The following is a 13,643-nucleotide window of genomic DNA, read 5'->3' on the forward strand; positions in this document are numbered from 1 at the left end:
GCGCGCGGGAGCGGAGTCCGGGCGCCCCCCGGCGGGAGTCTCCGCGCATGCCGTCAGCGCCTTGGCCTCCCGCTCTCGTCCGCCCCTCTCCGGTCGCTCAGCCGGACTCCGGGCCGCCGTGGTGGCGGAGCCAGGCCAGGACGGCGCGGACGCGGCGGTGGCCGCTGTCGCCGGTCGAGAGGCCGAGTTTGAGGAAGACGCCGCCGATGTGCTTGTGGACGGCGTTGTCGGTGACGAAGAGGCGCCGGGCGATGCCGGCGTTGTCGTGCCCTTCGGCCATGAGGGCGAGGACCTCGCGTTCGCGGGGGGTGAGGGACTCGACGGGGTCGCCGCGGACGGCGAGGAGCTGGGCGATGACCTCGGGGTCCATCGCGGTGCCGCCGGAGGCCACGCGGCGCAGGGCGTCGGTGAACTCCGTGATGCGGCTCACCCGGTCCTTGAGGAGGTAGCCGATGCCGCCGCGGGGGTCGGAGAGGAGACGGCCGGCGTACTCCTGCTCGACGTACTGGGACAGGACCAGGACGGGAAGCCCGGGGTGGTCGCGGCGGGCCTGGAGGGCGGCGCGGATCCCCTCGTCGCGGAAGGCCGGGGGCAGCCGCACGTCGACGATGGTGACGTCCGGACGGTGGGTCTCGACGGCGGCGAGGAAGCCGGGGGCGTCCCCCGCGATCGCGGCGACCTCGAAGCCCTGGGAGCCCAGGAGGAGTTCGAGTCCGGAGGCCAGCAGGACGTTGTCCTCGGCGATGACTACGCGCACGGCAGCTCCACGGTGACGACGGTCGGCCCGCCCGGCGGGCTGCTGATCTTCATGGTGCCGTCCAGGGCGGCCGCGCGGCGGCGGATTCCGTCCAGACCGCTGCCCCGTGACGCGTCCGCCCCGCCGGCCCCGTCGTCGGTGATCCGCGCGGACAGCCTCGTACCGTCGCGGGCGACGCGGACGGCGGCCCTGCCGGCTCCGCTGTGCCGGGCGATGTTCGCCAGGGCCTCGGTGACGGCGAAGTAGACGACCACCTCGACCGCGGCGGGGACCTCGCCGAGCTCGCCGACGTCGATGCGGGTCGGCACACCGGCCCGGGGGCCCAGGGCGCCGAGCGCGCCGGCGAGGCCCTGGTCGGCCAGGACCGGAGGGTAGACGGTGCGGATGACGGAGCGCAGCTCGGTCATGGCCTCCTCGGTCTCGGCCCGCGCCTGCCGTACGAGGACGGCGGCCGCGTCCGGGTCACGGGGGAGCACCTCCCCGGCCACGGCAAGCCGCATCGCGATGGCCACGAGCCGGGCCTGGGTGCCGTCGTGCAGGTCGCGTTCGATCCGGCGGAGTTCCGCGCCGTGCGCCTGGAGGACGTCCGCACGGGTCCGGGTCAGTTCGCCGACCCGCGCGGCCAGCCGGTCCGCCGGGGACGGCGCCAGGACCGCCAGGCAGCACCGCGCGTGCGCCCGCGCGAGCGGCGGCAGGACGACGGCCGCCAGCACCGCGAGCAGCAGGAACTGCGCCAGGTTGAGGGTCAGCGCCGGGTCCCAGCCGTCGACGCGCACCCCGGACAGCAGCAGCCGGGGCGGATCCGCCGGGGGGAAGGCCCACCACCCCACGGTGACGACGAGCGTGAGGAGCAGATTGCCCAGGCACAGCAGCGCGAAGGCCCCCGCGGGCAGCCCGAAGGCCACCTGCGTCACCAGCCACGCGAGGTCACGGCGGGAGGCGCGCGGACGCGGCTCCACCGGCCGGCCGAGCAGCGCCCCGGCCCGCCGCCGCTGACGCTCCGCCCAGGGCGCCGCCGCCGACGGCACGCACAGCAGCAGCGGCACCGCGACGAGCGAGACCACCGCCGTCACCAGGGTGCCGAGCAGGTAGCGTCCGCCGCGCCCGGTGTCGGCCGACCGTGCGCGGACCTCGCCGATCACAGGGTGCACCGGTCCGTCCTCACTGTCGTACGGGAGTTGGACTAGGGGAGTCCCGTACGGGAGTTGCCGTACGAAATCTGTTCTGCGGGGCCGGGAGCGGTCCCTCGGCGCGTCACTGTACGGGCCGGTCACCGGCGCGGCACTACAGCCAGCTGTAGGCCGGGAGCGGCCACGCGCGGTAACGACGCGCGCCCCGGCGCCTTCCTAGCGTGGCGTTCATGACATCCAGGACCCCGGCCTCCGTGCCGCAGCATCACCCGTCCCCGCAGCGCCACCGCCGGATCGGCCGGAAGTGGGCGGCCGTCGCGGCGGTCGCACTCGCCGCGGTGGGCGCGGCCGTCGCCCTCCAGCCCGCCGACGGCGCGTCGGCGCCGCCCGCGTCCGGCTACCGGCAGCAGGACCTGCGCCGGGACGCCGAGGCCCTGCGGGCGCTGGGGGTCACCGGTGTCCAGGCGCGGGTGACCGCCGCCCCCGGGCGGGACCTGGTCGCGACCGCCGGTGTCGCGGAGGCCGGCACGGAGCGCCCGGTGCCCCGCGAGGGCTACTTCCGGATCGCCAGCACCGGCAAGGCGCTCATGGCCACGGTGGTCCTGCAACTGGTCGACGAGGGAAGGCTGTCGCTGGACGACACGGTGGACCGCCGGCTGCCCGGAGTGATCGCCGGAAACGGCAACGACGGACGGAAGACGACCGTCCGTCAGCTGCTCCAGAACACCAGTGGCCTCCACGACGACCTCCCCGGCTTCGACACTCCGCAGCAGTACCGCGAGCACCGCTACGACACCTACACGCCCGAACAGATCGTCGCCCGCGCGCTGAAGCACCACCCGGACTTCGCACCCGGCGCGGGCTGGGGCTACTCCAACACCGGCTACGTCGTCCTCGGCATGATCGTCGACAGGGTCGCCGGCCGCCCGTGGCAGGAGGAGGTCGAGAGCCGGATCCTGAAGCCGCTCGGCATGAGGCGCACGTACCTCTCGGGCACGGCGTCGACCCTCCGCGGCCCGCACGCCGAGGGCTACCAGGTCTTCGCCTCCGGCGAGCGCGTCGACGTCACCGAGCAGATCGTCCCCGACCTCGGCGGCTACGTCTCCACGACGGCCGACGTGAACCGCTTCCTCCGGGGACTCCTGGGCGGCAGGCTGCTCTCCGGGGCGCGGATGGCCGAGATGAAGCACACCGTCCCCGTCCCCAAGCCCTTCGACACGTTCTGGCCCGGCGGAGGCTACGGCCTCGGCCTGGTCGAACGGCCCCTGAGCTGCGGCGGAAGCTACTGGAGCCACGAAGGGGGCGAGGCCGGCTACATCACCCTGAACGGCGCCACCCCCGACGGCCGCCGCGCCGTCACCGTCTCCCTGACCACCAGCTTCAACGACATGGACAGGACGGTCCGGCAGCAGAAGGCCGCCGGCGACCTCGTCGACCGCGCGCTGTGCGGACGGGGCGAGTAGCCCTCGGGATTCAGGGGCGCCGGACCTCGAACTGGAAGCAGCCGTACTCGACGGCCCGGACGTGCACCAGGGCGACGGCCGGGTCCGCGAAGGCCTCGGCGAAGGCCCGGTCGAAGCCCTCGGCGGGGGTCCCGGGCAGCTCCAGGAGGCGGCCGCCGACGATCCGCCCGGCCGCGTCGTAGCGGCGGAGGGTGCGGAGCGCCCCCGTACGGGAGAAGGGGTACGCCTCCGAGGACGCGGGCCCGCCGCAGTCCTCGGCGTGGACGAAGACGGGACCCTGCTCGTCGTACGCGCCGGGCTCGGCCCCGGTCTCGGCGGCCCAGCGGCGGAGCGGCGCGTACGAGACGAGGGCGATCCGCTCGCCGGGCTCGGACAGCCGCAGGCAGCAGCGGAGGGGATGGCCGCCGTCGGCGGCGGTGTACGGCACGCAGGCACGGCCGGCGTCGTCGGTGACGCGCAGCCGGGCGAGGGCGGAGGGGGCGATGGGGCGGGCGGAGTACGTGGTCATGCCGTCAGGATCACGGGGGAGGGCGCCGCACCGCTGGCGCGATTCGGACATCGAGCTCGGTTGTCAGTGGGCTTCGGTACGGTCGCATCGCGAACCGCTGCGAACAGTCACGAACCGAACGGAGCCGTCCGATGAGCCGTCAGTTCCAGGTCACCTTCGATGCCCACGACCCCCGGGCCCTGTCCTCCTTCTGGCGCGACGCGCTGAGGTACGTCCATCCCGGGCCGCCCGGGGTCGAACTGCCCGAGGGCGCCGACCCGCTGGCCGCCTGGGACGAGTTCCTCGCGCGGATCGGCGTGCCGGAGGAGCAGCGCAACACGCGGTCGGCCATCGAGGACCCGGAGGGGCAGGGGCCCCGGGTGTTCTTCCAGCGGGTCCCCGAGGACAAGGTCGCCAAGAACCGCGTCCACCTCGACGTCCGGGCCGCCCCCGGGCTCCAGGGGGACGAGCGGATGGCGGCCCTGGAGGCCGAGTGCGACCGGCTCGTGGGACTCGGGGCGAAGCGGGTGCGCCGCTTCGAGCCCGCTCCGCCGATGAGCGGCGGCCACATCGTGATGACCGACCCCGAAGGCAACGAATTCTGCCTCGACTGACCGGGCCCACCCTGGCGACGTCCGGCGAAAGCGCAGGTCATACCCTGTGTGGCGCTGAGATGTCGTCAGGGAGGGGCGGGGCCGGGTGGGCGTGTCGCTGGACAAGGGACAGACGCGGGGACAGGGGCGAGATCCGGGACGAGAGCCCGTGCGGGAGTCGCGGTGGCGGCGACCCGGGGTCGTCGTCCTCTGCCTGGTCCTCCTGCCGCCCCTGGGCATCGTCCTCGCCTGGCGGAGCCGCTGGTCGCCGGGGCGGAAGGTGCTCGCGACCGTGCTGTCCGCCGTCTGGTTCGTGGCCGTGGGCACGAGCGAACCGCCGGCGGACGAGCCGGCGGTGGCCGATGCCGAGCCGCGGATCGGCACGTTCCCGTCCTCCACCCCGTACACCCCGTACAGCCCCACGCCGACCCCCCTCGTGCGCCGGGTCGTCGCCGACTACACCGGCCGGAACCTGGAGGCCGCCTCGCGCGCCGCGTACGAGGCCGGGTTCCGGGCGCGGTCGCACGACGCGACCGAGGGCGACAGGGCGCAGCTCGTCGACGGCAACTGGAAGGTCTGCTTCCAGGAGCCGGCCGCCGGGGAGACCGCCACGACCGAGGAAGGGCGGCGGAGCCGGATCGAGTTCGCCGTCGTCGAGAAGACCAGCCCCTGCCCCGCGCGGGACGGCGAGGCCGTCGTCTTCCCGAAGGTCCCGAACGTCGTCGGCAAGACCTTCACGGCCGGCTCCGCGGTGCTCCGGAAGGCGGGCCTGACCGACATCCGGGGCGCGAGCGCGTACACGGACGTCGACCTGTCGGCCCGTCACGACGACTGGCGGATCTGCTTCCAGGACCCCGGAGCCGGCAAGGACGTCGAGCGCCCGCGGTACATGTCCGTACGCCTCTCCCTCACCCGCCCCGGCCTCCCCTGCCCCTCCGAGGACTACTCCCGACTGAACCCGGATCCGCACCCCGACCCGGACCGCCACGGCAGCGGCAGCGGAGGCTCCGGGTCCGACGGTTCCAGCGGTGGTGGCGGCTCCGCCTACTACAAGAACTGCGACGCCGTCCGCGCCGCCGGCAGGGCCCCCATCTACGCCGGCCAGCCCGGCTACCGCTCCGGCCTCGACCGCGACGGCGACGGCAAGGCCTGCGACTGGTCCTGACCGCTGTCAGGGGGACCCCACGGCCGGGGCATACCGGCCCAGCGGTCCCGGCCATGTACGGGTGGGACATGACCATCCCCGTGAACCAGCTCAGCGACCCGGCCGTGCGTGCCTTCGTCACGGCCCTCAACGCCAACGACAAGTCGGCCCTCTTCGAGGTCATGACGCCCGGTGTGACCATGTCCGACGACGGTTCCGACCGTGACGTGCGGGACTGGCTCGACCGGGAGGTGTTCTCCTCGAACGGGCACATGGACGTCGAGAGCGAGGCGGACGGGGGGCGCGAGCTCGTCGCCGACTACCGCAATGACACCTGGGGCGCGATGCGTACCAAGTGGGCCTTCACCGTCGACGGGGGGAAGGTGTCGCGGTTCGAGACCGGGCAGGCCTGACGTCCGGGCCGTCGGCCGGGGGGGGCTAGCCCCGGCCGATGTACGGCATCGTCGTCGCCATCACCGTCGCGAACTGGACGTTCGCCTCCAGGGGGAGTCCCGCCATGTGCACCACGGTGGCCGCCACGTCCGAGGCGGCCATCACCGGCTCCACGGCGGTCTCGCCGTTGGCCTGGAGGATGCCGGTCTGCATGCGGGCGGTCATGTCCGTGGCGGCGTTGCCGATGTCGAGCTGGCCGCAGGCGATCCGGTAGGGGCGGCCGTCCAGGGAGAGGGACTTCGTCAGGCCCGTCATCGCGTGCTTCGTGGCGGTGTACGCGATGGAGTGGGGGCGCGGTACGTGTGCCGAGATGGAGCCGTTGTTGATGATCCGGCCGCCCTGCGGGTCCTGCTCCTTCATGGTCCGGAACGCCGCCTGGGCGCAGAGGAAGGCACCCGTCAGGTTGACGTCGACGACCGAGCGCCAGACGGCCGGGGCGAGGTCCTCGACGGGGACGCCGCCGCCCGCGAACGTGCCGGCGTTGTTGAAGAGCAGGTCGACGCGGCCCCAGTGGTCCCGTACCGCGGTGAAGAGGGCCGTGACCGCGTCCTCGGAGGTGACGTCCGTCGGGACGCACAGGAAGTCGCCGGCCGGGAGGGCCGCGGCCGTCTCCTCCAGGGCCTCGGCCCTGCGGCCCGCCAGGGCCACCGACCAGCCGACCGCCGCGAGGGCCAGCGCCACGCTCCGGCCGATGCCCGAACCGGCTCCCGTCACCACTGCGATGCTCATGGGCGCGCAGCGTACGCGAGACGCGTGCCCCGTGAACTCATCCGTCCGACACGTGGATGTTCTGTACTCGACAAGGAGGAGTCGTCCCGCCCCCCTCGAATGAGGGACGGACAGCATCCGTCTGGGGAGGGGCACATGAACCACGTACAGGACCACTCCGAGGAACTCCGCGCCGCCGCACGCCGCTTGGGACGCCGCAGGTTCCTGACCGTCACCGGCGCGGCCGCCGCGCTCGCCTTCGCCACCCAGCTGCCCGCGGCCGGCGCCGCGGCCGCCGCCGAGCTCGACGCCCGGCGTGTCACCGAGGACCCGTTCACCCTGGGCGTCGCCTCGGGCGACCCCCTGCCCGGCTCCGTACTGCTCTGGACGCGGCTCGCGCCCCGCCCCTTCGAGCCCGGGGGCGGGCTGCCGGCCGCGCGGGTCCCCGTGCACTGGGAGCTCGCCCGCGACGAGCGGTTCACCCGGTCCGTCCGGCGCGGCCTGGCCGTCGCGCACCCGGAGTTCCGGCACACCGTCCACGTCGAGGTCGGGCACCTCGATCCCGACCGGGTGTTCTTCTACCGCTTCCGGGTCGGCGGCTGGATCAGCCCGGTGGGGCGGACCCGCACCGCCCCCGCGCCCGGCGCGCACAACAGTCGGCTCAAACTCGCCGCCGTGTCCTGCCAGGCCTACCAGGACGGGTACTTCACGGCCTACCGCCACCTCGCGGACGAGGACCTCGACGTCGTCTTCCACCTCGGCGACTACCTGTACGAGTACGCCGTCGACGCCACCGGCGGCGCCCGCGCCTACACCGACCGGACCCTCCCGGACGTCTTCGACCGGGAGACCCTGACCCTGGAGGACTACCGGCTCCGCTACGCGCTCTACAAGTCCGACCCCGACCTGCGCGCCGCGCACGCCGCCCACCCCTTCGTCGTCACCTGGGACGACCACGAGACCGAGAACAACTACGCGGGCGACACCTCCGAGGACGACGTCCCGCCGGAGGAGTTCCTGCTCCGCCGCGCCGCCGCCTACCGCGCCTACTGGGAGCACCAGCCGCTGCGCCGCCCCCAGCTGCCCGAGGGCCCGGACATGAAGCTGTACCGGCGGCTGCGCTTCGGGCGGCTCGCCCAGTTCGACATCCTCGACACCCGCCAGTACCGCTCCGACCAGGCGTACGGGGACGGCTGGCAGGTCCCCGGGCCCGAGTCCGAGGACCCGGCGCGCACCCTGACCGGCGCCGCCCAGGAGCGCTGGCTGCTCGACGGCTGGCGGGCCTCCGGCGCCCGCTGGAACGTGCTGCCGCAGCAGGTCGTCTTCTCCGAGCGCCGTGACCGCGCCACCGCCGGCTTCAAGCTCTCCATGGACTCCTGGGACGGCTATCCGGCCTCCCGGCAGCGGATCCTGGCGGGGGCGGAGGCCGCCGGCGTCGAGAACCTGCTGGTGCTCACGGGGGACGTCCACGTCGGCTACGGCCTGGACGTCAAGGCCGACTTCCGCGACCCGGCCTCCCGGACCGTCGGCACCGAGATCGTCGCCACCTCGATCTCCAGCGGCAAGGACGGCGCCGACCGGCCCTCGAACCACGACAAGCTCATGCGGGCCAACCCGCACCTGCGGTTCCTCAACGGGCGGCGCGGCTATGTGACGGTCGCCCTCGGCGAGGAGAGCGCCCGCGCCGACTTCCGTACGGTGCCGTACGTGACGCGGCCGGGCGCTCCCGTCGCCACCGCCGCCTCCTACGTGACGGAGGCGGGCGACCCGGGGCTCAAGCCGGTGTGACCTCCTGCGGGTAGCGGACGCCGACGCGGTCCCGGACCGCGTCGAGCGTCCGCATCACCGCGAGCGAGCCGTCGAGGGGGACGAGCGGGGACTCCGTCTCGCCCGCGCGGAGGGCGCGCATGACCTCGGCGGCCTCGTGCCGGAAGGAGAGCGGGTCGTCCGTCGACACGTACTCCTCCGGCTCGTGGCCGTGGCGGTGCAGGGTGAACCGCTCGGGGAAGAAGAAGCCGCGCGGGACGTCGATCCGGCCGAGCGAACCCGTCACCGAGGCCGTCAGGGGCGTGTCCCCGTCCAGGGAGCAGGACAGCAGCGCCGAGGCGCCCGAGTCCCAGCCCAGCAGCACCCCCGTGTTCAGGTCGACGCCCTCGGGCGAGAGCAGCGCGTGCGCGTGGACCGAGGACGGTTCGCCGAGCAGCAGGTGCGCGAACGACACCGGGTAGACGCCCAGGTCGAGCAGTGCCCCGCCGCCCACGGCCGGGTCCCTCAGCCGGTGGCCGGCGTCGAAGGGGCCTTGGAGCCCGAAGTCCGCCTGGACCGTCCGGACCTCGCCGATCGCCCCGTCGCGGACCAGTTCCGCGATCCGGCGGATCAGCGGATGGCAGTACATCCACATGGCCTCCATGAGGAAGAGGCCCCGGTCCCGGGCGAGGGCGACCAGTTCCTCCGCCTCGCGGGCGTTCAGTGTGAGAGCCTTCTCGCAGAGCACCGCCTTGCCCGCCTCCAGGGCGAGGCCGGCCGCCGCGCGGTGCGCGTGGTGCGGAGTCGCCACGTACACCACGTCGACGTCCTCGTCGGCGAAGAGCCCGGCCCACTCCCCGTACGCTCGGGGGATCCCGAACCGGTCCGCGAAGGCGCTCGCCGACGCCTCCGTACGGGACGCCACCGCGACGACCTCGGCGCCGTCCAGCGTCAGCAGATCCGTGGTGAACCGCTGTGCGATGCCGCCCGTCGCCAGGATTCCCCAGCGCACCTTGTCACTCATCTTCCCGCCCGCCCCCATCCGTCCCGCAGAGGTCTCGACCACGCCGGTCGAACTGAGAGCATAGGTAAAGATTCAACGAAATGGAGCAGTCGATGCCGGAGAGCGGCCAGAAGACGATTCAAGGACGGACGGCCGAACCCGTCCCGGCCGCCGCCACCCGGCGGGCGGGACTCCTCGTCACCCTCGTCCTGGGCGGGCTCACCGCCCTCCCCCCGCTCTCCATGGACATGTACCTCCCGGCCCTCCCGGAGGTCACCGGCGCCCTGCGGGCCCCCGCCGCCACCGTGCAGCTCACCCTCACCGCCTGCCTCGCCGGCATGGCCCTCGGCCAGCTCGTCGTCGGCCCCATGAGCGACAAGTGGGGACGCCGGCGCCCGCTCCTCGTCGGCATGGTCGTGTACGTCCTCGCCACCGCCGTCTGCGCCCTCGCCCCCACCGCCGGGCTCCTCATCGGCTTCCGGCTGCTCCAGGGCCTCGCCGGCGCCGCCGGCATCGTCATCGCCCGCGCCGTCGTCCGCGACCTGTACGACGGCGTCGAGATGGCCCGCTTCTTCTCCACCCTGATGCTGATCTCCGGGGCCGCCCCGATCATCGCCCCCCTCATCGGCGGCCAGATCCTGCGGCTCACCGACTGGCGGGGCGTCTTCCACGTCCTCACCGCGATCGGCCTCCTGCTCACCCTCGTCGTCTGGCGCTTCCTCGACGAGACGCTGCCCCCCGAGCGCCGCCACGAGGGCGGCGTCGGCCAGGCCCTGCGCACCATGCGGGGGCTCCTCGCCGACCGGGTCTTCACCGGCTACATGCTGACCGGCGGGCTCGCCTTCGCCGCCCTCTTCGCGTACATATCGGCCTCCCCGTTCGTGATCCAGGAGATCTACGGCGCCTCCCCGCAGACCTTCAGCCTGCTCTTCGGCCTCAACTCCGTCGGCCTCGTCGCCGTCGGCCAGATCAACGGCAAGCTCCTCGTCGGCCGCGTCAGCCTCGACAAGGCGCTCGGGTTCGGCCTCGGCCTCCTCCTGCTCGCCGCGCTCGCGCTCACCCTCATGACCACCGGCGTCCTCGGCGACGTCGGGCTCGTCCCCGTCGCCGCCGGACTCTTCGTCCTCATGTCCGCGATGGGCCTGGCCACGCCCAACACCAACGCCCAGGCCCTCATGCGCACCCCGCACGCCGCCGGCTCCGCCTCCGCCCTCCTCGGCACCTCCTCCTTCCTCATCGGCGCCGTCGCCTCCCCGCTCGTCGGCATCGCGGGCGAGCACACCGCCGTCCCCATGGCGGTCGTCCAGCTCGGCTGCGCCGTCCTCGCCGTCGCCTGCTTCCTGCTCCTGTGCCGCCCCGGCACACGCGGGAAGCCCGGGTCCGGCGCGCCCGCCTAGACTGTCTCGGTGAACGCCCTCTCCTCCGCCTCCGCCGACTCCCTGCGCGCCGCGCTCGCCGCGGTCCTCGACGGGCTGCCGCCCAACCGGGCGGCGCAGGCCGTCGAGCGGCTGATCGCCAACTACCGGGGCACCACCCCGACCGACGCCCCCGTGCTGCGCGACCGCTCCGACGTCGCCGCGTACGCCGCGTACCGGATGCCGGCGACCTTCGAGGCGGTACGGGGCGCCCTGTACGCCCTGCGGGAGGCGGCGCCCGACTGGGAGCCGCGCGGCCACACCGACGTCGGCGGCGGCACGGGCGCGGCGGGCTGGGCCGTCGCCGAGGCCTGGGCCGAGGAGCCGCCCCGCACCACCGTCCTGGACTGGGCGGAGCCCGCCCTCGCGCTCGGCCGCGAGCTGGCCGCCGGGGTCTTCGACGCCGAGTGGCGGCGCGAGCGGATCGGCGCCGCGCTGCGCCTCGACGACAGCGACCTCGTCACCGTCTCGTACGTCCTCAAGGAGCTGACCGAGGCGGACAGGACCGCGCTCGTCGCCGAGGCGGCCCGCGCCGCGCAGGCCGTCGTGATCGTCGAGCCCGGCACCCCCGACGGCTACGAGCGGATCATCGCGGCCCGCACCCAGCTGATCGACGCCGGGTTCACGGTCGCCGCGCCCTGCCCGCACAGCGGGGCCTGCCCGATCGTGCCCGGCACGGACTGGTGCCACTTCTCCGCCCGGGTCAGCCGCTCCTCGCTGCACCGGAAGGTGAAGGGCGGCTCGCTGCCGTACGAGGACGAGAAGTACGCGTACGTCGTCGCCGTCCTCCCCCAAGCTCTCGGCTTCGCTCGAGCAGGGGGGACCCCCCTCCCGGTGACCCCGGCGGTCTCCCGCATCACCCGCAGGCCGCAGATCCGCAAGGGCCTGGTCCAGCTGGAGCTCTGCGGGCCCGACGGGCTCGCCCGCGACACGGTCACCAAGCGGCACGGGCCCCTGTACAAGCAGGCCCGTGACGCGGAGTGGGGCGACGCCTGGCCGCCGGAGGAGGACCTCTAGCGGGTTCTCAGGGCCGCAGCTCCTGGGTGCAGCACTTCACGCTGCCGCCGCCCTTGAGGAGCTCGCCCAGGTCCATGCCGACCGGCTCGAAGCCGCGGGCGCGGAGGGGGCCGAAGAGGCCCACCGCGGCCTGCGGGAGCAGGACGTGCCGGCCGTCGCTGACCGCGTTGAGGCCGAGGGCCGCCGCGTCCTCGCCGGTCGCGATCAGGGCGTCGGGGAAGAGCCGGGCGAGCACCGCGCGGCTGCCGGGGGAGAAGGCGTCCGGGTAGTACATGACCTCGTCCCGGGCGTCGTCCAGGACGCACAGCGCCGTGTCCAGGTGGTAGTAGCGCGGGTCCACCAGCTCCAGGCCGATCACCGGGCGGCCGAAGAACTCCTGCGCCTCGCCGTGGGAGAGCGGGCTGGAGCGGAAGCCGCGTCCGGCGAGGATCCAGGAGGCGGTGACGGCGAAGTCGCCCTCGCCCTCGTTCACGTGCTCCGGGACCCGCACGGCGTCGTCCGGCCAACCGTTCCCGCGGAACCAGGACAGATGGGCCTCGGCCTCGTCGGCGCGCTCCGGGTGGGCGAACTTCGCGCCGAGGACCCGGCCCTCGACGACCGTCGCGCCGTTCGCCGCGAAGACCATGTCCGGCAGCGCCGGGTCGGGCTCCAGGAGCTCCACGGTGTGGCCGAGCGAGCGGTAGCGGTCGCGCAGGTCCTCCCACTGGGCGAGGGCGAGCGGCAGGTCGACCGGTTTCGCGGGGTCCATCCAGGGGTTGATGGAGTACGTCACCGTGAAGTGCGTGGGTGGGCACATCAGATAACGGCGGGGCGAGGACGTGCGCGGAGTGGGGCGCAATGGAGGCTCCTCACGAAGAAGCGGTGGCGATGGGTGGACCCATGGTCCGCTCTCGGCGCCCTTCGCGCTGTGGACCGTTCGGGTGGTTCGGGCCCGTTCGAGTGGCGAGACGCCCCGTCTCGCCCGCTGCTAGATTGGGGCCATGTCCGAGCCCAGGCCCGCCAAGGCCGCCCCCGACGCCTCCCGCCGCAGCGAGCGCTCCCGCCGTGCCATCTTCGACGCCGCCCTCGCCCTCGTCTCCGAGACCGGCTACGCGAAGACCACCATCGAGGGCATCGCCGCCCGCGCCGGCGTCGGCAAGCAGACCATCTACCGCTGGTGGCCCTCCAAGGCGGCCGTCCTCCTCGACGCCTTCCTCGACCTCGCCGCCCGCGCCAACGAGGCGGTCGGCGGCGACGCCCACAGTGAGATCCCCGACACCGGAGACCTCGCCGCCGACCTCAAGGCCGTCCTGCGCGCCACCGTCGACGAGCTGACCGACCCCGCCTTCGACGGCCCCACCCGCGCCCTCGCCGCCGAGGGCATCGTCGACCCCGAGCTCGGCGCCCGCTTCACCGAGGCCCTGCTCGAACCCCAGCTCCAGTACTACGTCCGCCGCGTCGAGGCCGCCCGGGCCAAGGGCGACATCGACCCGGACGTCGACCCCCGCGTCGCCGTCGAACTGATCGTCGGACCGCTCCACCACCGGTGGATCCACCGCACCCTGCCGCTCACCCACGCCTACGCCGACACCCTCGTCGACCTCGTCCTGCGCGGCCTCGCCCCCCGTCCCTGACTCCCGTCCCCGACCCCTCGCGCGCACCCCGGTTCCGCACTCCGGTCACCCGGGGCGCAGGATGGTGGGACCATGGGCAGAGCCGAACGGGCGAGCATGAGGTGTGAGGGGATA

General features: G+C 74.0%; 14 protein-coding genes. 8 read left to right on the forward strand and 6 right to left on the reverse strand.

The features are described from left to right. Positions 1-97: 97 nt before the first annotated feature. Together ACH4TP_RS16500 and ACH4TP_RS16505 are read right to left on the reverse strand one after the other, a co-directional pair. Complete coding sequence (locus ACH4TP_RS16500) at positions 98-757, reverse strand: response regulator (protein ID WP_398177968.1); 660 nt, start codon at positions 755-757, stop codon at positions 98-100. Further along, complete coding sequence (locus tag ACH4TP_RS16505; protein ID WP_398438301.1) at positions 748-1,908, reverse strand: histidine kinase; 1,161 nt, start codon at positions 1,906-1,908, stop codon at positions 748-750. The genes ACH4TP_RS16500 and ACH4TP_RS16505 overlap by 10 nt, the downstream gene beginning before the upstream one ends. A 209-nt stretch (positions 1,909-2,117) precedes the next feature. Here ACH4TP_RS16505 and ACH4TP_RS16510 point away from each other — a divergent pair, with 209 nt between their 5' ends. Continuing rightward, positions 2,118-3,350 (forward strand): serine hydrolase domain-containing protein, encoded by a 1,233-nt coding sequence (locus ACH4TP_RS16510; protein ID WP_398438302.1) that lies wholly within the window; start codon positions 2,118-2,120, stop codon positions 3,348-3,350. 10 nt (positions 3,351-3,360) lie between these two features. On the opposite strand, the gene ACH4TP_RS16515 is transcribed toward ACH4TP_RS16510, so the two are convergent. Beyond that, positions 3,361-3,858 carry a DUF1203 domain-containing protein gene (locus tag ACH4TP_RS16515; protein WP_398438304.1) on the reverse strand — a complete coding sequence of 166 codons (498 nt, stop codon included), beginning with the start codon at positions 3,856-3,858 and terminating at the stop codon, positions 3,361-3,363. 131 nt (positions 3,859-3,989) lie between these two features. Here ACH4TP_RS16515 and ACH4TP_RS16520 point away from each other — a divergent pair, with 131 nt between their 5' ends. The 3 genes from ACH4TP_RS16520 (at position 3,990) to ACH4TP_RS16530 (ending at position 5,987) form a co-directional block, all read left to right on the forward strand. Then, positions 3,990-4,451, forward strand: coding sequence for a VOC family protein (locus tag ACH4TP_RS16520; RefSeq protein WP_398438306.1), 462 nt, complete (start codon positions 3,990-3,992; stop codon positions 4,449-4,451). Positions 4,452-4,599: 148 nt separating this feature from the next. Further along, on the forward strand, positions 4,600-5,595 hold the full coding sequence (locus ACH4TP_RS16525) for an excalibur calcium-binding domain-containing protein (protein WP_398438307.1): 996 nt from the start codon (positions 4,600-4,602) through the stop codon (positions 5,593-5,595). Between the two features lie 68 nt (positions 5,596-5,663). Then, entirely contained in the window at positions 5,664-5,987 is a 324-nt protein-coding gene (locus tag ACH4TP_RS16530) for a nuclear transport factor 2 family protein (protein ID WP_398177953.1), read from the forward strand. Positions 5,988-6,012: 25 nt separating this feature from the next. Here the strand turns inward: ACH4TP_RS16530 and ACH4TP_RS16535 are convergent, their stop codons facing one another. Then, positions 6,013-6,756 carry an SDR family oxidoreductase gene (locus ACH4TP_RS16535; RefSeq protein ID WP_398438309.1) on the reverse strand — a complete coding sequence of 248 codons (744 nt, stop codon included), beginning with the start codon at positions 6,754-6,756 and terminating at the stop codon, positions 6,013-6,015. A 135-nt stretch (positions 6,757-6,891) separates the two neighbouring features. Between ACH4TP_RS16535 and ACH4TP_RS16540 the strand changes: the two genes are divergently transcribed. Continuing rightward, entirely contained in the window at positions 6,892-8,523 is a 1,632-nt protein-coding gene (locus ACH4TP_RS16540) for an alkaline phosphatase D family protein (protein WP_398438310.1), read from the forward strand. Here ACH4TP_RS16540 and ACH4TP_RS16545 read toward each other — a convergent pair. Next, positions 8,510-9,505 carry a Gfo/Idh/MocA family protein gene (locus ACH4TP_RS16545; RefSeq protein ID WP_398438312.1) on the reverse strand — a complete coding sequence of 332 codons (996 nt, stop codon included), beginning with the start codon at positions 9,503-9,505 and terminating at the stop codon, positions 8,510-8,512. The two genes, ACH4TP_RS16540 and ACH4TP_RS16545, sit on opposite strands and share 14 nt — an antisense overlap. A 92-nt stretch (positions 9,506-9,597) precedes the next feature. Between ACH4TP_RS16545 and ACH4TP_RS16550 the strand changes: the two genes are divergently transcribed. Continuing rightward, positions 9,598-10,881: a Bcr/CflA family multidrug efflux MFS transporter gene (locus tag ACH4TP_RS16550; RefSeq protein WP_398438456.1), complete on the forward strand. Its 1,284-nt coding sequence runs from the start codon at positions 9,598-9,600 to the stop codon at positions 10,879-10,881. 9 nt (positions 10,882-10,890) lie between these two features. Further along, positions 10,891-11,916, forward strand: a complete 1,026-nt coding sequence (locus ACH4TP_RS16555; protein ID WP_398177940.1) for a small ribosomal subunit Rsm22 family protein — start codon at positions 10,891-10,893, stop codon at positions 11,914-11,916. A gap of 7 nt (positions 11,917-11,923) precedes the next feature. Here ACH4TP_RS16555 and ddaH read toward each other — a convergent pair whose 3' ends face one another. After that, the gene (gene ddaH / locus ACH4TP_RS16560) at positions 11,924-12,754 is read right to left on the reverse strand and encodes a dimethylargininase (protein WP_398438314.1); all 831 of its coding nucleotides are present in this window, start codon (positions 12,752-12,754) and stop codon (positions 11,924-11,926) included. A 142-nt stretch (positions 12,755-12,896) separates the two neighbouring features. On the opposite strand from ddaH, the gene ACH4TP_RS16565 reads away from it, so the two are divergent. Beyond that, positions 12,897-13,529, forward strand: coding sequence for a TetR/AcrR family transcriptional regulator (locus tag ACH4TP_RS16565; RefSeq protein WP_398438316.1), 633 nt, complete (start codon positions 12,897-12,899; stop codon positions 13,527-13,529). Positions 13,530-13,643: the final 114 nt, after the last annotated feature.

Origin of the sequence: Streptomyces sp. NPDC021012 (genome assembly GCF_044333355.1) — a bacterium.
GTDB lineage: Bacteria > Actinomycetota > Actinomycetes > Streptomycetales > Streptomycetaceae > Streptomyces.

Excerpts from the sequence above, each read along its gene's own strand:
- ACH4TP_RS16545 (WP_398438312.1), bottom strand. The coding sequence starts at position 9,505 with ATGAGTGACAAGGTGCGCTGGGGAATCCTGGCGACGGGCGGCATCGCA.
- ACH4TP_RS16550 (WP_398438456.1), top strand. The coding sequence starts at position 9,598 with ATGCCGGAGAGCGGCCAGAAGACGATTCAAGGACGGACGGCCGAACCC.
- ACH4TP_RS16530 (WP_398177953.1), top strand. The coding sequence starts at position 5,664 with ATGACCATCCCCGTGAACCAGCTCAGCGACCCGGCCGTGCGTGCCTTC.
- ACH4TP_RS16520 (WP_398438306.1), top strand. The coding sequence starts at position 3,990 with ATGAGCCGTCAGTTCCAGGTCACCTTCGATGCCCACGACCCCCGGGCC.
- ACH4TP_RS16515 (WP_398438304.1), bottom strand. The coding sequence starts at position 3,858 with ATGACCACGTACTCCGCCCGCCCCATCGCCCCCTCCGCCCTCGCCCGG.
- ACH4TP_RS16565 (WP_398438316.1), top strand. The coding sequence starts at position 12,897 with ATGTCCGAGCCCAGGCCCGCCAAGGCCGCCCCCGACGCCTCCCGCCGC.
- ACH4TP_RS16535 (WP_398438309.1), bottom strand. The coding sequence starts at position 6,756 with ATGAGCATCGCAGTGGTGACGGGAGCCGGTTCGGGCATCGGCCGGAGC.
- ACH4TP_RS16510 (WP_398438302.1), top strand. The coding sequence starts at position 2,118 with ATGACATCCAGGACCCCGGCCTCCGTGCCGCAGCATCACCCGTCCCCG.
- ACH4TP_RS16540 (WP_398438310.1), top strand. The coding sequence starts at position 6,892 with ATGAACCACGTACAGGACCACTCCGAGGAACTCCGCGCCGCCGCACGC.